The organism is Streptomyces sp. NBC_01233, assembly GCF_035989305.1.
GTDB lineage: Bacteria > Actinomycetota > Actinomycetes > Streptomycetales > Streptomycetaceae > Streptomyces.
Genome location: NZ_CP108514.1, coordinates 2,424,811 through 2,445,023, shown reverse-complemented (window position 1 = coordinate 2,445,023; position 20,213 = coordinate 2,424,811). Strand labels below are relative to the sequence as shown.

General features: G+C 71.7%; 14 protein-coding genes and 1 pseudogene. 12 read left to right on the top strand and 3 right to left on the bottom strand.

Annotation, left to right across the window (positions count from 1 at the left end; genetic code table 11):
• Positions 1-163: 163 nt before the first annotated feature.
• Positions 164-3,142 carry an excinuclease ABC subunit UvrA gene (uvrA, locus tag OG332_RS11395; RefSeq protein WP_327413339.1) on the top strand — a complete coding sequence of 993 codons (2,979 nt, stop codon included), beginning with the start codon at positions 164-166 and terminating at the stop codon, positions 3,140-3,142.
• Between the two features lie 340 nt (positions 3,143-3,482).
• On the opposite strand, the gene OG332_RS11390 is transcribed toward uvrA, so the two are convergent.
• A complete protein-coding gene (locus tag OG332_RS11390) occupies positions 3,483-4,133 on the bottom strand; it encodes an NAD(P)-dependent oxidoreductase (protein ID WP_327413338.1) in 651 nt (216 codons plus the stop codon).
• Positions 4,134-4,205: 72 nt separating this feature from the next.
• Here OG332_RS11390 and OG332_RS11385 point away from each other — a divergent pair, with 72 nt between their 5' ends.
• Complete coding sequence (locus tag OG332_RS11385; protein WP_327413337.1) at positions 4,206-4,817, top strand: TetR/AcrR family transcriptional regulator; 612 nt, start codon at positions 4,206-4,208, stop codon at positions 4,815-4,817.
• Here the strand turns inward: OG332_RS11385 and OG332_RS11380 are convergent.
• Complete coding sequence (locus tag OG332_RS11380) at positions 4,807-5,688, bottom strand: carbohydrate kinase family protein (RefSeq protein ID WP_327413336.1); 882 nt, start codon at positions 5,686-5,688, stop codon at positions 4,807-4,809. The genes OG332_RS11385 and OG332_RS11380 overlap by 11 nt on opposite strands.
• 126 nt (positions 5,689-5,814) lie before the next feature.
• On the opposite strand from OG332_RS11380, the gene OG332_RS11375 reads away from it, so the two are divergent.
• The gene (locus tag OG332_RS11375; RefSeq protein WP_327413335.1) at positions 5,815-6,246 is read left to right on the top strand and encodes a Rieske (2Fe-2S) protein; all 432 of its coding nucleotides are present in this window, start codon (positions 5,815-5,817) and stop codon (positions 6,244-6,246) included.
• 11 nt (positions 6,247-6,257) lie between these two features.
• On the opposite strand, the gene OG332_RS11370 is transcribed toward OG332_RS11375, so the two are convergent.
• Positions 6,258-7,187 (bottom strand): hypothetical protein, encoded by a 930-nt coding sequence (locus OG332_RS11370; RefSeq protein ID WP_327413334.1) that lies wholly within the window; start codon positions 7,185-7,187, stop codon positions 6,258-6,260.
• 231 nt (positions 7,188-7,418) lie between these two features.
• On the opposite strand from OG332_RS11370, the gene OG332_RS11365 reads away from it, so the two are divergent.
• The 9 genes and pseudogenes from OG332_RS11365 (at position 7,419) to gap (ending at position 20,129) form a co-directional block, all read left to right on the top strand.
• On the top strand, positions 7,419-8,015 hold the full coding sequence (locus OG332_RS11365) for a papain-like cysteine protease family protein (protein ID WP_327413333.1): 597 nt from the start codon (positions 7,419-7,421) through the stop codon (positions 8,013-8,015).
• Between the two features lie 5 nt (positions 8,016-8,020).
• Positions 8,021-8,818 (top strand): hypothetical protein, encoded by a 798-nt coding sequence (locus OG332_RS11360; protein ID WP_327419182.1) that lies wholly within the window; start codon positions 8,021-8,023, stop codon positions 8,816-8,818.
• Positions 8,819-9,098: 280 nt separating this feature from the next.
• Positions 9,099-10,304, top strand: a pseudogene (locus OG332_RS11355) (IS4 family transposase); the annotation flags it as partial.
• A 454-nt stretch (positions 10,305-10,758) separates the two neighbouring features.
• Positions 10,759-12,759: an excinuclease ABC subunit UvrC gene (gene uvrC / locus OG332_RS11350; protein ID WP_327413332.1), complete on the top strand. Its 2,001-nt coding sequence runs from the start codon at positions 10,759-10,761 to the stop codon at positions 12,757-12,759.
• A gap of 33 nt (positions 12,760-12,792) precedes the next feature.
• Complete coding sequence (gene rapZ / locus OG332_RS11345; protein ID WP_030720410.1) at positions 12,793-13,740, top strand: RNase adapter RapZ; 948 nt, start codon at positions 12,793-12,795, stop codon at positions 13,738-13,740.
• On the top strand, positions 13,737-14,801 hold the full coding sequence (locus tag OG332_RS11340; RefSeq protein ID WP_030762466.1) for a gluconeogenesis factor YvcK family protein: 1,065 nt from the start codon (positions 13,737-13,739) through the stop codon (positions 14,799-14,801). The genes rapZ and OG332_RS11340 overlap by 4 nt, the downstream gene beginning before the upstream one ends.
• Complete coding sequence (gene whiA / locus OG332_RS11335) at positions 14,792-15,787, top strand: DNA-binding protein WhiA (RefSeq protein WP_030009075.1); 996 nt, start codon at positions 14,792-14,794, stop codon at positions 15,785-15,787. Before OG332_RS11340 ends, whiA begins: the two co-directional genes overlap by 10 nt.
• A gap of 142 nt (positions 15,788-15,929) precedes the next feature.
• Positions 15,930-18,890 (top strand): M14 family metallopeptidase, encoded by a 2,961-nt coding sequence (locus OG332_RS11330; RefSeq protein ID WP_327413331.1) that lies wholly within the window; start codon positions 15,930-15,932, stop codon positions 18,888-18,890.
• A 231-nt stretch (positions 18,891-19,121) separates the two neighbouring features.
• On the top strand, positions 19,122-20,129 hold the full coding sequence (gap, locus tag OG332_RS11325; protein ID WP_327413330.1) for a type I glyceraldehyde-3-phosphate dehydrogenase: 1,008 nt from the start codon (positions 19,122-19,124) through the stop codon (positions 20,127-20,129).
• Positions 20,130-20,213 lie beyond the last annotated feature (84 nt).

Genomic DNA, 20,213 nt, shown 5'->3' with positions numbered 1-20,213 from the left:
GGCAGGGCCACACGATTGGGTGAAGCGGTCTGTGGAGTGCCGTAAATCGAATGTGCGTGCTATACGCTCGGAAGTCCAGGGACCCAGTCCATCGCAGAGGCGCCCCCCATACCCTGGGACGGGGGCCCGTGCCCCCGCTCTCTCAAGAAAGGTGCGGACCGGCGTGACCGACCGTCTCATCGTTCGTGGCGCTCGCGAGCACAACCTGAAGAACGTCTCGCTCGACCTGCCCCGCGACTCACTCATCGTCTTCACCGGACTCTCCGGGTCGGGCAAGTCCTCCCTGGCCTTCGACACGATCTTCGCCGAGGGCCAGCGCCGCTACGTCGAGTCGCTCTCGTCGTACGCCCGCCAGTTCCTCGGGCAGATGGACAAGCCCGACGTCGACTTCATCGAGGGCCTCTCCCCGGCCGTCTCGATCGACCAGAAGTCCACCTCGCGCAATCCGCGCTCGACCGTGGGCACCATCACCGAGGTCTACGACTACCTCCGCCTCCTCTTCGCCCGCATCGGCAAGCCGCACTGTCCCGAGTGCCGCCGCCCCATCTCGCGCCAGTCGCCGCAGGCGATCGTCGACAAGGTGCTCGCGCTCCCCGAGGGCAGCCGCTTCCAGGTGCTCTCGCCGCTGGTGCGCGAGCGCAAGGGCGAGTTCGTCGATCTCTTCGCCGACCTCCAGACCAAGGGCTACAGCCGGGCGCGGGTGGACGGGGAGACCATCCAGCTCTCCGAGCCGCCGACGCTGAAGAAGCAGGAGAAGCACACCATCGAGGTGGTCATCGACCGCCTCACCGTCAAGGACAGTGCCAAGCGCCGGCTCACCGACTCCGTGGAGACGGCCCTCGGCCTCTCCGGCGGCATGGTGATCCTGGACTTCGTCGACCTCGCCGAGGACGACCCTGAGCGTGAGCGGATGTATTCCGAGCACCTCTACTGCCCCTACGACGACCTCTCCTTCGAGGAGCTGGAGCCGCGCTCCTTCTCCTTCAACTCGCCCTTCGGCGCCTGCCCCGAGTGCACCGGCATCGGCACGCGCATGGAGGTCGACCCCGAGCTGATCATTCCGGACGAGGACAAGTCCCTGGACGAGGGCGCGGTCTCGCCGTGGTCGCTCGGCCACACCAAGGACTACTTCCAGCGGCTGATCGGCGCGCTCGCCGGGGAGCTCGGCTTCCGGACCGACATCGCGTGGGCCGGCCTGCCGGCGCGTGCGAAGAAGGCCCTGCTCTACGGGCACAAGACGCAGATCGAGGTCCGCTACCGCAACCGGTACGGGCGGGAGCGGGCGTACACGACGGCCTTCGAGGGCGCCGTGCCGTTCGTCAAGCGGCGGCACGCGGAGTCGGAGAGCGACGCCAGCCGCGAGCGCTTCGAGGGCTACATGCGCGAGGTGCCGTGCCCGACCTGTGAGGGCACCCGCCTCAAGCCGATCGTGCTCGCGGTGACGGTGATGGAGAAGTCCATCGCCGAGGTCGCCGCCATGTCGATCAGCGAGTGCGCGGACTTCCTGGGACGGATGCGGCTCGACGCCCGCGACAAGAAGATCGCCGAGCGGGTCCTGAAGGAGGTCAACGAGCGGCTCCGCTTCCTCGTCGACGTCGGTCTCGACTACCTCTCGCTCAACCGGGCCGCCGGCACCCTGTCGGGCGGCGAGGCCCAGCGCATCCGGCTCGCGACGCAGATCGGCTCCGGCCTGGTCGGCGTGCTGTACGTGCTGGACGAGCCCTCCATCGGCCTGCACCAGCGGGACAACCACCGGCTGATCGAGACGCTGGTGCGGCTGCGGGACATGGGCAACACGCTCATCGTGGTCGAGCACGACGAGGACACCATCAAGGTGGCCGACTGGGTCGTGGACATCGGCCCGGGCGCGGGTGAGCACGGCGGCAAGGTGGTGCACAGCGGTTCGCTGAAGGAGCTGCTGAAGAACACCGAGTCGATGACCGGGCAGTACCTGTCGGGCAAGCGCTCCATCGCGATCCCGGACGTGCGCCGGCCCGTGAACGGCGAGCGCAGGCTCACCGTCCACGGCGCCAAGGAGAACAACCTGCGGGACATCGACGTGTCCTTCCCGCTGGGCGTGCTCACGGCCGTGACCGGTGTGTCCGGATCGGGCAAGTCGACGCTGGTCAACGACATCCTCTACACGCACCTGGCGCGCGAGCTGAACGGCGCCCGCTCGGTGCCCGGGCGGCACACCCGGGTGGAGGGGGACGACCTCGTCGACAAGGTGGTCCACGTCGACCAGTCGCCCATCGGCCGGACGCCGCGGTCCAACCCGGCGACGTACACCGGCGTCTTCGACCACGTGCGCAAGCTCTTCGCGGAGACGATGGAGGCGAAGGTGCGCGGCTACCTGCCGGGCCGCTTCTCCTTCAACGTCAAGGGCGGCCGGTGCGAGAACTGCTCCGGCGACGGCACGATCAAGATCGAGATGAACTTCCTGCCGGACGTCTACGTCCCGTGCGAGGTCTGCCACGGCGACCGGTACAACCGGGAGACGCTGGAAGTCCACTACAAGGGCAAGTCCATCGCCGAGGTCCTGAACATGCCGATCGAGGAGGCGCTGGACTTCTTCGAGGCGGTGCCGACGATCGCGCGTCACCTGAAGACGCTCAACGAGGTCGGGCTGGGCTACGTCCGCCTCGGCCAGTCGGCGCCCACGCTGTCGGGTGGTGAGGCGCAGCGCGTGAAGCTGGCCTCCGAGCTGCAGAAGCGGTCGACGGGCCGGACGGTGTACGTGCTGGACGAGCCGACGACGGGTCTGCACTTCGAGGACATCTCGAAGCTGATCAAGGTGCTGTCGGGGCTGGTGGACAAGGGGAACTCGGTGATCGTCATCGAGCACAACCTCGACGTCATCAAGACCGCGGACTGGGTCATCGACATGGGCCCGGAAGGCGGCTACGGCGGCGGCCTGGTGGTGGCCGAGGGCACGCCGGAGCAGGTGGCGTCGGTGGGCGCGAGCCACACGGGCAAGTTCCTGCGGGACATCCTGGGGGCGGACCGGGTCTCCGACGGCGCGCCTCCGGCGGTGGTCGGCCAGCGGAAGGCTCCGGCCAAGAAGGCTCCGGCCAAGAAGGTTGCCGCCAAGAAGGCTGCCGCCCCGGCGAAGAAGGCGACGGCGCGGGCCCGCAAGGCGTAGTCGCTGCGCTGAGCTCGGCGGGAGGGGCTCGGCTGCGGCCGGGCCCCTCTTCGTCTGCGGCGCCGCCGCGGGGGTGCTGCCCCCGGCCCCCGCGCCTCAATCGCCGGCGGGGCTGGGAGACGTGGGGCTCTGCCCCCGGCCCCCGCGCCTCAAGCGCCGGCGGGGCTGGGAGACGCAGGGCTCCGCCCCGGACCCCGCGCCTCGAACGCCGGCGGGGCTGGATTGTGCGGCGGGGCTGCGAGACGTGGGGCTCTGCTCCGGACCCCGCGCCTCGAACGCCGGCGGGGCTGGGTTGTGCCCGCGGGCGCGGAGCGCCGTCGGGGTGCGGGGCGGCGCCCGGCTAGGAGGCGACGCCCAGTGTGTGGGCGGTGTAGGCCGGGTTGGTGAGGGTGGTGAGGAGGGCGTCGGCCACGTCCGCGCGGGGGATGGCGCGGCCGCCGCGGACGTTGGCGTCGATCGCGCGGCGGTACGTGCCCGTGTGCGGCTTGTCGCGGAGCATCGGCGGGCGGATGACCGTCCACTCGGCTCGGCTCGCGCGCAGCTCCGCCTCCATGACCGCGAGGTCCGCGTAGAGGTCCCGCAGCAGTCTGCGCAGCAGCGGGTAGAGCACCGCCCGGGTGAGCACGCTCTCGCCCTGCGCCGGCGGGCCGACCGGGGCCGCGCTGACGGCCGAGAGGCGGGTCACGCCCGACCGGTCCATGGCCGCGAGGATGGCCCGTACCGCCGGCCCCGTCACGGGGGCAGCCTTGGCCTGCTTGTTGCTCGCCGCGCCGAGGGCCGAGATCACCGCCGACCGGCCCGCCAGAACGGGGACCAGTGCGTCCTCGTCCGTCAGGTCGCCGACGACGGCCACCCGGAGGCGGTCGTGGGCCGGCACCGTCAGCCGGGCCGGGTCGCGGACGACCGCTGTGACCTCGTGTCCCGCGGCCAGTGCCTGCTTGACGACCTCGTGGCCGACGCCGCCCGTGGCTCCGAACACCGTGAGTTTCATCCTGGCTCCCGACGTGTGGGCAGGTGGGTGGGTGAGCGTTCACTCACCCCTTCCGGCCCTTAGAGTGAGTGAATGCTCACCCCGAAGTCAAGCCGTCCCACCCCCGAGCGGTTGCTCGACGCCGCCGAGAAGCTGATGCGCACCAGTGGCCTGGCCAACGCCACCACCAAGGCCATCGCCCGCGAGGCCGGCTGCTCGGAGGCAGCGCTCTACAAGTACTTCGCGAACAAGGAGGAGCTGTTCGTCCGCGTGCTGATGGAGCGCACCCCCAACGCCGGCCCGCTCATGGCCGCCCTGGGGGCCGATCCCGATCCGGGGGAGCAGGGGGTCGAGGAGGCGCTCACCGACATCGCCCGGCACGCCTCGCTCTTCTATGCCGACGCCATGCCCATGGCCGCCTCGCTCTTCGCGGAGCCGGCTCTGCTCATCCGTCACCGCGAGGGCGTGCAGAAGATCGGCTCCGGGCCCCACGTGGTCCTCGACGCCCTGGCCGGCCGGCTGCGGCGCGAGCTCGCCGCCGGGCGGCTGCGACCCGACGCCGATCCGGCGGCCGCCGCCGCCCTGCTGCTCGGCGCCTGCTTCCAGCGGGCCTTCTTCCTGCACTTCTCCGGCGCGCAAGTGGTCCAGCCGGTCGAGGAGTTCGCCCGGGCCGTGGCCACGGCCGTGTGGGCCGCTATCCGCTGAGCTCCGCCGCGTACGGAGGCTCCGCGCCGGCCCGCGTGCAGGTCAGGGCCGCCGCGTGGGCGGCGTAGGCCAGGACGTCCGGCCAGTCCACCGGGCGCCCCGGCTCGCCGGCGAGCCGGTGCAGCAGGGCGGCGTTGACGGTGTCGCCGGCCCCGATGGTGTCGGCCACCACGACCCGGCGGGCCGCCGCCGAGTGCTCCTCGCCCTCCCGCGTCCAGACGGTCAGGCCCGCCGCGCCCCGGGTCAGCACCACCGCCGAGGGCCCCGCCGCCAGCCAGTCGCGGACCCCGCCGCCCAGCCAGGCGGCGTCCTCCTCGGACAGCTTGAGGACGGTCGTGCTCGGCAGCAGCCGCTCCCGCAAGCGCGCGCGGTACGCCGCCGGGTCCGCGATCAGCGCCGGCCGGATGTTGGGGTCCAGCAGGGTCAGCAGCCCGCGCCCCGCCTCCCGGCGCAGCAGGGCCTCGTACGCGCTCGCGCCCGGTTCCAGGACCAGCGAGCAGGTGCCGAGCGCGAGGGCCCGTACCCCGTCGGGGAGAGCGGGCGGCAGGGTGAACAGCCGGTCCGCCGTGCCCTCGACGTAGAAGCCGTACGAGGCCGAGCCGTCCGGGGCCAGCGAGGGCACGGCGAGGGTGGTCGGCTCGGGTCCGCGCTGGACCAGCGACACGTCGACCCCGGCCGACCGCAGCCCGGCCAGCAGGCTCTCGCCGAAGCCGTCCGCCGAGACCCGCGAGCAGAAGGCGACCTCGGCGCCGAGCCGCCCGAGGGCGAGCGCGGTGTTGTACGGTCCCCCGCCCGGCCGGGGCAGCAGTGCGCCCGGCGGCCGCGCCGCGGGCACCAGGTCGATGAGGGCTTCTCCGCCGACGACGATCACGCGGGGAAGGTACCCCGTGCGGCGGCGGTATCGTCGGGTGGGCCGGTGCCCCGGCCGGGCTCCGCCCGTGCCCGGCCCGCGCCCCGTCCGTACCGTCCCCACCGTGCCCGACCCCAGGAGAACCGCATGCCCGCGCCGCAGCCAGCCGCCCGCCGTACCGTCCTCAAGGGCGCCGCCGCGCTCGCCGGGGCCGCCGGGGCCGGAGTGACGCTCGCGGCCTGCTCCACCGAGACCAACAGCGGGGGCGACACCCCCGCCACGCCCACCGCGCCCGTGGAGCTCGGCGCCGCGGCCGACGTCCCGGTGGGCGGGTCCAAGCTGTACCGGGAGCGGAAGCTGATCGTCAGCTGCCCGGCGGAGGGCCGGTACACGGCGTTCAGCGCCCAGTGCACCCACGCCGGCTGCGTCCTGGACAAGATCGTCGAGGGTCAGGGCAACTGCCCCTGCCACGGCAGTCGCTTCGACGTGGCCACCGGCAAGGTCCTGCGCGGCCCGGCGTCCGCCCCGCTGCCCGCCGTCCCGGTCCGGGCCGAGAACGGCAAGCTCATCGCGGGCTGACGCCGCGCCGGTCACTCCCAGTCCCAGGTGATCCCGAGGATCCCGCGCCGCACCGTCTGCTCCACCAGGTGCACCGCCCGGTGCCGGCCGCCGGGCGTCAGGTCCACGAGGCCCGTGCGCGGGGCCTTCGGTCCGCGGGCGAAGCGCCGGCAGCGCACCGGCAGGGCCGCCTCGTCGAAGCGGACCTGGAGCATGTACTGGCCGCCCGCGTAGCTGAATCCGCGCACGTACTCGCCGCTGCGGGCGCCCGTGCCGTCCTCGATGCCGTAGCCGAAGACGTAGGTGTCCCCGCGCCGCAGCCGTGCGTCGAAGAGCAGCTCCGCGACCACCACCCCGGCCTCCGGATGGCAGCGCACCCGGCCCGTACGGCAGTTCTCGTACGCCGTCACGCGGATCCGGGACACGTCGCAGCCCGGGTCGCCGTGGTGGACGGCGAGGTAGCGGTCGACCCCGTCGCGGTGCGCCCGGACGATCTGCTGTGACGCGCGGACCCGCAGCTCGCCCGCCGGGCCGATGCGGACCCGCTCGTGGTGGCCGAGCGAGTGCAGCCCGCCGTCCGGCGGCAGCTCCATCCCGTCCAGCAGCCGCTCCACCGTGCCGCCCATGCTGAACAGGGCACGGTACGAGCGGGTGGCCGGACGGGCCGGCCCCGGGGCGGGGTGCGGTGCGGCGAGCAGGCGGACGAGGGCGCCGTCGGGCAGCTCCAGGATCTGCTCCAGGGCGGTGACGGCCCGCAGCGACTCCGGGTGCCGTGGCCGGCGGGCGCCCTGCTGCCAGTAACTGAGGCTGGTGACCCCGACCTTGATGCCCCGTGCCGCCAGCCGGTGCTGTATCCGGTGCAGGGGCAGCCCGCGGGCGGCGAGGGCGGCGCGCAGGGCGAGGTGGAAGGGGCCGCCGCGCAGCAACCGGCCGAGTTCGGCCGTGTCCCCGGTCGGCGCCATCGCGACTCCTCTGTGAACGTTCACACGCCTCGGCGCGGAGGATCGCGCCGGAGGCTCCGGGGGACCAGGTGAAACGACAGCAACCGTTCACACCGCAGCCCCACCGTTCACACTGCAACGTCACCGCGTATTGAAGCGTGTTGACCTGATCGCGACAACTGCTTGATGCTCCTCCACAGCGTCCGGACGCGCTCCTCCACCCCCCCACTCCCCCCCATCGGGAGGAACGCGATGCGCAACCGAAACCGGCGGCTTTCCCTGGCCGCCCTCCTCACCGCCGTGCTGTTCACCCTGCCCGTCGGCACCGCCACCGCCACGGCAGCCGAGGCCGGCACCGATTCCGCACTGGCCTACAAGCGCCTGAACATCACCATGCAGGCGCAGCAGAAGACCAACTGGTGCTGGGCCGCGGGCGGCAACACCATCGCCACCTGGTTCGGCCGGAACCACACCCAGAACCAGTTCTGCAACGCCGCCTTCAACCGCCAGCAGGGCTCCGAGTGCCCCAACAACCAGGCCACCCTCGGCAACGTCCAGACCGGACTGCGCTGGGCCGGCATCAACCCCGGCTCGTACGTCAACGGCTGGCTCCAGTACTCCACCGTCCAGACCGAGATCAATGCCGACCGGCCGGTCGAGACCCGGATCCAGTGGTCGAACGGCGGCGGCCACATGCACGTGGTCTACGGCTACGACACCGCCGGCAACTGGGTCTACTGGGGCGACCCCTGGCCCTCCAGCGACCGCTACAACTGGGCCTCGCACGCCTGGTACGTGAACAACAGCACCTTCTCCTGGACCCACTCGCTCTACCGGATCGGGGCGTGACCGCCATGACCCTGCGCGCCACCGCCACCGCCGCGGTCCTCGCCGCCACCGCCCTCCTCGGGCTCGCCCCGCAGGCCCTCGCGGCCTCCCCGGTCCCCGTGCCGCAGCCGCAGACCGCCACCGCCGAGCACAAGGCCGCCGCCGCGCAGGCGGCGACCGCCCCCGACACCCTCGCCACGCTGTCCCGCTTCTTCGCCCGGGAGGGCAAGGTCTCCCCGACCGCCGCGCAGCCGCGCGTCGAGGGTGAGGCGGTACCGGTCCACCACCTCTCCCCGGACTTCGTCGCGGGCCGGGCGGGGGCGTCCGTCGCCCGCCTGGAGTTCCTCGCGAGCAAGGCGGTCTCCTCCGACGGGCAGCAGGCCGCGCTGTGGACGGCGCGGACGGAGGCGGGCTGGCAGGTGGTGAACATCGCCACCGGCGACGACGAATTCCACTACGCGCAGCTGGGCGCGGAGAAACTGCCCGGCGGGACGGTGTTCCGGGAGCCGCAGATCGACGCGTGGTACGTGGCCGGGGGCGGTCGGGTGCTGCCGCTGGACGAGGACGCCGTACGGGCCGTGGGCGCCGGGGGCGCCAGCCTCGACGGGTACCGGGTACGGGTCGCCGCCGCGTACGGGGACAAGCTGCCGGGCTCCGCGTATGCCTCGCGGGGCATGGCGGGCGGTTACGCCGACGCCGCCGACGCCGCCGCCTCGGCCGAGGGCGCTGGGACTCCGGTCGCGGTGGTGGCTGCCGCCGGGGCGCTCGCGCTGGGCGGGGCCGGGGTACTGGCCCTGCGCCGCCGCCGAGCCGTCGTGGCGTAGCCGCCACCACCTGTCTGCCCGGCTCCGGCCAGGGGCCGGGCAGACCGCCCGCCGCCACCTGGCCCGCCGTGTCCTGGGGCTCCGCCCCAGACCCCGCGCCTCAAGCGCCGGCGTGGCTGGATGGTGCGGCGGGGCTGAAAGATCGGGGCTCCGCCCCGGACCCCGCGCCTCAAGCGCCGGCGGGCTGGATGGTGCGGCGGGGGTGGGAGATCGGGGCTTAGCCCCAATACCAGTGACTTAAGGATCTCGGCTGGTAGGGTGTTGGCCAGGAGGTGTCTGGATGCCACGCCCTGGACAGGTCAAGCCGGAGACGGACGAGCGGTTGTCGGATCGGATCGCGATCGGACTGCTGACGCGGACGTTCCCGCCGGAGCTGGTGGACCGGGTCGTGGAGGAATCCGGGAAGGCCGGGCAGCGCAACCGGCTGCTGCCTCCACGGGTGGTCGTCTACTTCGTGCTGGCGATGTGCTTGTTCTCCGGTCAGGGCTACGAAGAGGTCGCACGGCTGCTCACTCAGGGTCTGGCCTGGGCCAAGCACTGGTCGGGTTCGTGGCAGGTGCCTACGCCCGGTGCGGTTTCCCGGGCCCGGGCCAGGCTCGGGCCCGAGCCGCTCAAGGCTCTCTTCGAGCAGTCCGCCGGGCCTGTGGCGACCGAGTCCACTCCCGGTGCGTGGTACGGGTGTTGGCGTCTGATGGCGGTCGACGGGACCACGTTCGACGTGCCGGACAGTGAGGAGAACGACGCCCGGTTCGGTCGTCCCGCCACCCACCGGGGCGAGCGGACCGCGTTCCCGCAGGTGCGGGTGGTGGCGCTGGCGGAGTGCGGCACGCACGCCATCACCCGCGCGGCTCTGGGGCCGTTCACCACCGCGGAGTCCGTGATCGCGCGGGAGCTGTTCGACGCCCTTGGACCGGATGACCTGCTGATGGCCGACCGGGGCTTCGCCGGGCTGGAGCAGTGGCGAGCGGCATCGGCCGGCGGTGCGGACCTGCTCTGGCGCATCAAGTCCAACGCCGTCCTGCCCGTGCGGCGCGAGCTCCCCGACGGGTCCTACCTCTCCGACATCGTGGCGGCCAAGGACCACCGCAAACGCACCGATCCCACCGTGGTGCGGGTCATCGAGTACACCCTGGACGACCCCGGACGCCCGCAGCACGACGCCCCGTACCGGCTGATCACCACCATCCTCGACCACGAAGCCGCACCCGCGGCGGAGTTGGCGGCCCTCTACAACGAGCGATGGGAGATCGAGACCACACTGGACGAGCTGAAGACCCACCAACGCGGCCCCGCCCAGGTCCTGCGCTCCCGATCGCCCGACGGCGTCGAACAGGAGGTCTGGGCCCACCTCCTCGTCCATCACGCGATCCGCCAGCTCATGCACACCGCCGCCCGGGACACCGACACCGATACCGACCGGCTTTCCTTCACCCGCACCCTCCGCCTCGCCCGACGCCAGGTCACCGCGCAGGCGGCCTTTTCCCCTGACCGCCTGGCCACAGCCCTCACCGACGGGATACGAGAGATAGCCCGTCACCTCCTGCCACCGCGACGACAGCGGTCGAACGCCCGCGTCGTCAAACGCAAGATGTCCAACTTCGGCGTCAAGCGCACCGCACACCGGCTCTGGCCACAGCCGACACTCGACCCAGCCCGAGCCGTGGCCATCGCCCCACACCACAAAACGGCCCCGACCAACCCACCGAAGACCCCAGGCACCCCGGACCCTTAAATCACTGGTATTGGGCTTAGCCCCCAGGCTCCGTCCGGGGGACCCCCACCGCCTCAAGCGCCGGCGGGGCTGATTTTCAGCCCGTCCGGCGTTTGAGGACCGGGTCCGGGCGGAGCCCGGGAAGGCCCGCGCGGCGGACCACCCGGAGGCGCACACCGGGCCGGAGGCCTGCGGTCGGTTGTCAGACGGCGCCAGTAGGGTGGTTGGCATGGCCGACCCTTCCAGCTACCGCCCCCAGCCGGGACAGGTCCCCGACTCCCCGGGGGTCTACAAATTCCGCGACGAGCACCGCCGGGTGATCTACGTCGGGAAGGCCAAGAGCCTGCGCCAGCGCCTGGCCAACTACTTCCAGGACGTCGCCGGCCTGCACCCCCGTACGGCCACCATGGTGACCACGGCCGCCTCCGTCGAGTGGACCGTGGTGTCCACCGAGGTCGAGGCGCTCCAGCTGGAGTATTCGTGGATCAAGGAGTTCGATCCGCGGTTCAACGTCAAGTACCGGGACGACAAGAGCTACCCCTCCCTCGCCGTGACGATGAACGAGGAGTACCCCCGGGTCCAGGTCATGCGGGGGCCCAAGAAGAAGGGCGTGCGCTACTTCGGTCCGTACGGGCACGCCTGGGCGATCCGCGAGACCGTCGACCTGATGCTGCGGGTGTTCCCGGTACGGACCTGCTCCGCCGGAGTGTTCAAGCGCTCCGCCCAGATTGGCCGCCCCTGCCTGCTCGGCTACATCGGCAAGTGCTCCGCGCCCTGCGTCGGCCGGGTCACTCCCGAGGAGCACCGCGAACTGGCCGAGGACTTCTGCGACTTCATGGCCGGGCGGACGGGGACGTACCTCTCCCGCCTGGAGAAGGAGATGCACGAGGCCGCCGAGGAGATGGAGTACGAGAAGGCCGCCCGGCTGCGCGACGACATCGGGGCGCTGCGCCGGGCGATGGAGAAGAACGCCGTCGTGCTGGCCGACGCCACCGACGCCGACCTGATCGCGGTCGCCGAGGACGAGCTCGAAGCGGCGGTGCAGATCTTCCACGTGCGCGGCGGCCGCGTCCGCGGCCAGCGCGGCTGGGTCACCGACAAGGTGGAGGCGGTCGACACGGCCGGGCTCGTCGAGCACGCCCTCCTGCAGCTGTACGGCGAGGAGAAGGGCGAGGCCGTCCCCAAGGAGGTGCTGGTCCCGGCGCTGCCCGAGGACACGCCCGCGCTGAGCCAGTGGCTCGCCGACCGCAGGGGGTCCCAGGTCAGCCTGCGGATACCGCAGCGCGGCGACAAGAAGGCCCTCATGGAGACCGTCCACCGCAACGCGCAGCAGTCCCTCGCCCTGCACAAGACCAGGCGCGCCAGCGACCTCACCACCCGCTCCCGGGCGCTGGAGGAGATCGCCGAGGCCCTGGAGCTCGACAGCGCCCCGCTGCGCATCGAATGCTTCGACATCTCCCACCTGCAGGGTGACGACGTCGTCGCGTCGATGGTGGTGTTCGAGGACGGGCTGGCCCGCAAGAGCGAGTACCGGCGCTTCCAGATCAAGTCGTTCGAGGGGCAGGACGACGTCCGCTCCATGCACGAGGTGGTCTCGCGGCGCTTCCGCCGCTACCTCCAGGAGAAGCTGAAGACGGGCGAGTGGGAGGCCGAGGAGGGCGAGGGCGCGGTGCCCGAGGACGACGGGCGGCCCAAGCGCTTCGCGTACCCGCCCCAGCTGGTGGTGGTCGACGGCGGGCAGCCGCAGGTCGCCGCCGCCAAGCGGGCCCTGGAGGAGCTCGGGGTGGACGACGTCGCCGTGTGCGGCCTGGCCAAGCGGCTGGAGGAGGTCTGGCTGCCCGGCGAGGACGACCCGGTCGTGCTGCCCCGCACCAGCGAGGGCCTCTACCTGCTCCAGCGGGTGCGTGACGAAGCCCACCGTTTCGCCATCCAGTACCAGCGCAACAAGCGCGGCAAGCGCCTGAAGTCGGGCCCGCTGGACGAGGTGCCCGGCCTCGGCGAGAGCCGCAAACAGGCCCTGGTCAAGCACTTCGGTTCGGTGAAGAAGCTGAGACAGGCGACAATCGACCAGATCTGCGAGGTCCCGGGCATAGGACGGAAGACGGCCGAGACCGTGGCCGCGGCCCTCGCCCGGGCGGTCCCCGCCGGCCCTGCCGTCAACACGGCCACAGGAGAGATCATTGAGGATGAGAACCCCGCCCCCGCGGGTGGGGGCACCTCCCGGCGGTAGCCGGGAGCCATCGTCCGAACGGGGGACCGAGCAATGACCGAGCACGAGACCACGCACGACCGAGACGGAGCACAGGTGAGTACGGGCACGACAGTGGAGCCCGGCGAGACCGCCGAGGCGGCCATCCCCGAGCTGGTGATCATCTCCGGCATGTCCGGGGCCGGCCGCAGTACGGCGGCCAAGTGTCTGGAGGACCTCGGCTGGTTCGTCGTCGACAACCTCCCGCCGGCGCTGATCCCCACCATGGTGGAGCTCGGTGCCCGCTCGCAGGGCAACGTGGCGCGCATCGCCGTCGTCGTCGACGTCCGCGGCCGCCAGTTCTTCGACGCCCTGCGCGAGTCCCTCGCCGACCTCGACAGCAAGGGCGTCACGCGGCGCATCGTCTTCCTGGAGTCCTCCGACGACGCCCTGGTCCGGCGCTTCGAGTCGGTCCGCCGCCCGCACCCGCTCCAGGGCGACGGCCGCATCACCGACGGCATCGCCGCCGAGCGGGACCTGCTGCGCGAGCTGCGCGGCGACGCCGACCTGGTGATCGACACCTCCAGCCTCAACGTCCACGAGCTGCGCGCCAAGATGGACGCCCAGTTCGCCGGGGACGAGGAGCCGGAGCTGCGGGCCACCGTCATGTCCTTCGGCTACAAGTACGGCCTCCCCGTCGACGCCGACCTGGTCGTCGACTGCCGCTTCATCCCGAACCCGCACTGGGTTCCGGAGCTGCGCCCCTTCACCGGGCTCAACGAGGAGGTGTCGGGGTACGTCTTCAGCCAGCCCGGCGCCAAGGAGTTCCTCGACCGCTACACCGAGCTGCTCCAGCTCATCGCCACCGGCTACCGCCGCGAGGGCAAGCGGTACGTGACCATCGCGGTCGGCTGCACGGGCGGCAAGCACCGCAGCGTGGCCATGTCCGAGAAGCTCGCCGCCCGCCTCGCCTCCGAGGGAGTCGAGACCGTCGTAGTCCACCGGGACATGGGGCGCGAGTGACCGCACGGACCCCGCGGCTGAGCCGCCTGCGCCGCCTCACCCCGGGACGGGGCGAGGACGGCGGGGGCCGCTCCGGCCGCTCCGGCCGCCGACGCGGCGCCACGCCCAAGGTGGTGGCGCTCGGCGGCGGCCAGGGCCTTTCGGCCTCCCTCGCCGCCCTGCGCCGGATCACCGGTGACCTCACCGCGGTGGTCACCGTCGCCGACGACGGCGGATCCAGCGGCCGGCTCCGGGAGGAGCTCGGCGTGCTCCCGCCCGGCGACCTGCGCAAGGCGCTGGCCGCGCTGTGCGGGGACGACGACTGGGGCCAGACCTGGGCCCGGGTCATCCAGCACCGCTTCCAGTCCGAGGGCGACCTGCACGGGCACGCGGTCGGCAACCTGCTGATCGTCGCCCTGTGGGAACAGCTCGGCGATCCCGTCCAGGCCCTCGACCTGGTCGGCAAGCTGCTCGGGGCCCAGGGCCGCGTCCTGCCGATGTCGGCGGTGCCGCTGGAGCTCCAGGCCCTGGTCAGGGGGCACGACCCGGCCCGCCCCGAGGACGTGGACACCGTCCGCGGGCAGGCCACGGTGGCCCTGACCCCGGGCGAGGTGCTCTCCGTACAGGTGGTGCCGAGCGACCCGCCGGCGGTGCCGGAGGCCGTCGCCGCGGTCCTGGACGCCGACTGGGTGGTGCTCGGGCCGGGGTCGTGGTTCTCCTCCGTCATTCCGCACCTGCTGGTGCCGGAACTGCTGGACGCGCTGATGGAGACGAAGGCCCGGCGGGTCCTCTCGCTGAACCTCGCGCCGCAACCCGGCGAAACAGAGGGCTTCTCTCCGCAGCGTCATTTGGAGGTTTTGGCCCGACACGCCCCTAAACTCGCCCTGGACGTGGTGCTGGCCGACGAGGCCGCCGTGCCCGACCGCGAGTCCCTCGCCGATGCCGCGAAACGGTTCGGTGCCGCGGTCGAGCTGGCGCCCGTGGCCAGGCAGGACGGTTCTCCGAAGCACGATCCGGAGCTGCTGGCCGCCGCGTACGACCGTATTTTTCGGATGCATGGAAGGATCGGCCCATGGCGATGACGCCCGCGGTGAAGGATGAGATCTCCCGCCTCCCGGTCACCCGGACCTGCTGCAGGAAGGCGGAGGTCTCGGCGATCCTTCGGTTCGCGGGCGGCCTGCACCTGGTGAGCGGCCGCATCGTCATCGAGGCGGAGCTCGACACCGGGATCGCGGCCAGACGCCTGCGCAAGGACATCCTGGAGATCTTCGGCCATTCCTCGGACCTGGTGGTGATGGCCCCCGGCGGACTGCGCCGCGGCAGCCGCTACGTGGTCCGCGTCGTGGCCGGCGGCGACCAGCTGGCGCGCCAGACGGGCCTCGTGGACGGCCGCGGCCGCCCCATCCGGGGTCTTCCCCCGCAGGTGGTCTCCGGGGCCACCTGTGACGCCGAGGCGGCGTGGCGCGGCGCCTTCCTGGCCCACGGCTCGCTCACCGAGCCGGGCCGGTCCTCCTCCCTGGAGGTCACCTGCCCCGGCCCGGAGGCCGCCCTGGCCCTGGTGGGCGCCGCCCGCAGGCTCTCCATCGCCGCCAAGGCGCGCGAGGTGCGCGGCGTCGACCGCGTCGTCGTCCGCGACGGCGACGCGATCGGCGCCCTGCTGACCCGCCTCGGCGCCCACGAGTCGGTGCTGGCCTGGGAGGAGCGGCGGATGCGGCGCGAGGTCCGCGCCACCGCCAACCGCCTCGCCAACTTCGACGACGCGAACCTGCGCCGCTCGGCGCGTGCCGCGGTGGCCGCCGGAGCCCGTGTGCAGCGTGCACTGGAGATCCTCGGCGAGGAGGTCCCCGAGCACCTCGCCGCGGCCGGCCGGCTGCGCATGGAGCACAAGCAGGCCTCCCTGGAGGAGCTGGGCGCGCTCGCCGACCCGCCGCTGACCAAGGACGCGGTCGCCGGCCGGATCCGCCGCCTGCTGGCGATGGCCGACAAGCGCGCCCAGGACCTCGGCATCCCGGGCACCGAGTCGAACCTCGACCTCAGCGAGGAGATGGCCGACAACATGGCCGGTTAGCCGATGACGCCCCTGTACGGCAAAGGGGTCCGTGCGATCACTCGTGCGGGCCCCTTTGCCGTAGGCCCCATTGACATGAGCATGGGCCGGTCTTGAGTCTGGCGTCCGAAGCTTTCGTGGCAGACGACGCCCAGGGGGGCACATGAGGCACCGCGCGAGATCGATCCTCGCCGCAAGCGCACTCGTCTTCGCAAGCACACTCGCCGCACTACCCGTGGCGGCCCAGGCCCAGCCCGGCTCCGGCACCGCACCCGGCGCCGACGAGGTACGGGTCTACGACGCCGACATCACCCGGGAACAGGTCCCCCTCGTCCTCGCCGCCGGCCAGGACGCCCACGAGCTCACCGAGCGCGCCCCGGAGACCGGGACCGCCCGGGTCGAGCTCTTCCTCACCGGCGGCCAGGCCAAGGAGCTCGCCGCCCAGGGCGTCACGCTCGCCGAGCGGAAGATCGGGGCCCAGGGACTGGCCCGCGCCAAGGCGGCGGGCGACGGCGTGTTCCGCCCGTACAGCGGCAAGGGCGGCCTCCAGGAGGAGATCCTGCGCACCGCGCAGGAGAACCCGGCGCTCACCAAGGTCGTCTCCATCGGCAAGACCGTCCAGGGCAAGGACATCCTCGCCCTCAAGGTCAGCAAGAACGCCAAGAAGACCAAGGACGGCGACAAGCCCTCCGTGCTCTACATGTCCAACCAGCACGCCCGTGAGTGGATCACCCCCGAGATGACCCGGCGGCTGATGCACCACACGATCGACAACTACGGCAAGGACCAGCGGATCACCAAGCTGGTGGACTCGACCGAGCTGTGGTTCCTGCTCTCCGCCAACCCGGACGGGTACGACTTCACGCACGCGCCGGACGGCGAGCGGCTGTGGCGCAAGAACCTGCGCGACAACAACGGCGACGGCAAGACCAGCGCCGGCGACGGGATCGACCTCAACCGCAACTTCGCCTTCAAGTGGGGCTACGACAACGAGGGTTCCTCGCCGAACCAGGCGAGCGAGACCTACCGCGGCCCGAAGGCCTCCTCCGAGCCGGAGACCGCCGCCCTCGACGCCTTCGAGAAGCGCATCGGCTTCGACTACGCCATCAACTACCACTCCGCCGCCGAGCTGCTGCTCTACGGCGTGGGCTGGCAGGTGGCCACCCCCACCCCCGACGACGTCGCGTACGAGGCGCTCGCCGGCACCCCGGAGAACCCCGCGGTCCCGGGCTACTACCCGCAGGTCTCCTCCGAGCTCTACACCACGAACGGCGAGGCCGACGGCCACGCCTCCAACGTCAACGGCATCATGATGTTCACGCCGGAGATGACCACCTGCCAGACCGCCTCGGCGGCCGACCCGAACGACCAGTGGAGGCCCGAGGACTGCGCCTCCGGCTTCAACTTCCCGGACGACGAGAAGCTCATCCAGGCGGAGTTCGCCAAGAACGTCCCCTTCGCCCTCTCGGTGGGCGAGAGCGCCGCGCAGCCGGACCGCCCGGTGTCCTCGGTGGGCCTGAGCGCCGCGGACTTCACCCTCGACCCCTTCACCACCTCCTACGTGGCCCGCGGCGAGGACCAGACGGTCTCCGTCACGGCCCGCAAGGCGCTGAAGGACAAGGAGCTCAACTTCCGGATCAACGACGGCCGCACGCACGACGAGGAGCTCAAGGCCTGGAAGGGCGGCGAGGTCTACGGCGGCGACGACAACAACTGGTTCGACGAGTACCGCGCCAAGGTGGACGGCGCGAAGCCCGGCGACAAGGTGGAGGTCTGGTTCACCGGCCGCGACCGCTCCGGCAAGGCCGTCTCCAGCGAGCACTTCACCTACACGGTGGCCGGGCGGCCACGCGCGGACGTCCTGGTGATCGCCGAGGAGGGGGCCAAGGCGCAGCACGCACAGGGCTACGTCGACGCCCTGCGCGCCAACGGGAAGTCCGCGGCGGTCTGGGACGTGGCGACCCAAGGTGCGCCGCACCACCTGGGCGTGCTCTCGCACTTCCGCACGGCCGTTCACTACACCGGGGCCAAGGCCCCGGGTGGCGACACCCAGCTGGCGGTGCGCGACTTCCTCAACGAGGGCGGCAAGCTGATCGAGGCCGGTGAGCTGGCGGGCGGCAACGCCCAGGTCGGCCGCGCCGTGACCAACGACTTCAGCCAGTACTGGCTCGGCGCGTACAGCCGTACCAGCACTCCCGGTGCCAGCGGCTTCACCGGCGCCGGCTCCCTGAGCGGGGCGAAGGGCGGCCTCGGCGACGCCGCGGGCAACCCGCTGAACGCCCCGGGCGGCTACACGGTCACCTCCGAGACCCTGGCCCCCGCGCAGTTCCCGCAGTTCAAGAGCGCCCAGGCGGGCCAGTTCACCGGGGTCGTGAACCCGTACGCCCCCTACGCGGGCACCGGGATGGCCTCGGCCCTGCACGCGGACGACGACTGGAAGCGCCTCGTCCGCACGATCGACCTCACCGGCGTCACCGCGGCCGACAAGCCGCAGCTGAAGCTCGCCCTCAACTGGAACGTCGAGGAGGGCTACGACCACGCCGCGCTGGAGGCCCGTACGGCCGGCGGCGACGACTGGACGACGCTGCCGGACGCGGGCGGCCTGAGCAGCACCACGGTGCCGGAGGAGTGCGCGGCCGGGTTCTTCATGAACGGCCACCCGTTCCTGCGCCGCTACCTCACCCTGGACTCCGGCGGCTGCACCGCGCAGGGCACCAGCGGTGCGTGGAACAGCTTCACCGGTTCCTCGGGCGGCTGGAAGCAGGTCTCCTTCGACCTGAGCGCGTACGCGGGCAAGAGCGTCGAGGTCTCGCTCTCCTACATCACCGACCCGGGTTCGGGCGGCCGCGGCGTCTTCGCGGACGAAGCGCGCCTGTCCGTCGGCGGAGCGGACCAGGCCGTCGAGGGCTTCGAGTCCTCGCTCGGTGTCTGGACGGCCCAGGGCGCACCCGCCGGAAGCCCTGAAGTTCCCGGCGATTGGTCCCGGTCCGGCGAACTGTTCAAGTCCTTCGCGGCGGTCACTACCCGTGACACCGTCCTGCTCGGCTTCGGCCTGGAGCACGTGCCCGCCGCGGCGGACCGCGCGCTACTCGTCGGTAAGGCACTGCGCACGCTGAACCGCTGATCAGCGGTCCCTTTGTTACTCACCCTGAGTGACAAGGGCCAAAGTCCCCCGGTCCGGTTCCGGAGCGTCAGGTACGGGGCCGGGTGGGGGTCCCCCACGGAGTAGGGGGAGTGTCAGGCCCCGACCGATGTCACCCAAAAGCTCACGGAGAGGTAGGGTCGTAAGCGGTCGGGGACATCCCATTTCAGCTCGCCGGCGCACTAACCGGCGCACCAACGAGGAGATCGGTTCGTGACGATCCGCGTAGGCATCAACGGTTTTGGCCGCATTGGCCGTAACTATTTCCGGGCGCTCCTGGAGCAGGGAGCGGACATCGAGATCGTCGGTGTCAACGACCTGACTGACAACGCGACCCTGGTGCACCTGCTCAAGTACGACACCATCCTGGGCCGGCTGAAGCACGAGGTCAGCCACACCGACAACAGCATCACCGTCGGTGGCCAGACCTTCAAGACCTTCGCCGAGCGCGACCCCGCGAACCTCCCCTGGGGTGAGCTGGGCGCCGACATCGTCATCGAGTCGACCGGCATCTTCACCAAGAAGGCCGACGCCGCCAAGCACATCGCGGCCGGCGCGAAGAAGGTCCTCATCTCGGCTCCGGCCAAGGACGAGGACATCACCATCGTGATGGGCGTCAACCAGGACAAGTACGACGCGGCCAACCACCACGTCATCTCCAACGCCTCCTGCACCACCAACTGCGTGGCGCCGATGGCCAAGGTCCTCGACGAGAACTTCGGCATCGTCAAGGGCATGATGACGACGGTCCACGCCTACACGAACGACCAGCGCATCCTGGACTTCCCGCACTCGGACCTGCGCCGCGCCCGCGCCGCCGCCGAGAACATCATCCCGACCTCCACCGGTGCCGCCAAGGCCACCGCTCTGGTCCTGCCGCAGCTCAAGGGCAAGCTGGACGGCATCGCCATGCGCGTCCCGGTTCCGACCGGTTCGGTCACCGACCTGGTCCTGGAGCTCTCCCGCGAGACCACCGTGGAAGAGATCAACGCGGCCTTCCAGAAGGCCGCCGAGGGGCAGCTCAAGGGCATCCTCGACTACACCGAGGACGCGATCGTCTCTTCCGACATCGTGAACTGGCCCGCGTCCTGCACCTTCGACTCCTCCCTGACCATGGTCCAGGAAGGCACGCAGGTTAAGGTCGTCGGCTGGTACGACAACGAGTGGGGCTACTCCAACCGTCTCGTCGACCTCACCGTCTTCGTCGGCGGTCAGCTCTAAGCACGTAGGCAAGGCACCACGATGTGAGCACAGGGTCCGAGCAGCGCGACGAAGCGCCGCACGGGCCCTGTTGCTTGCCTCGTT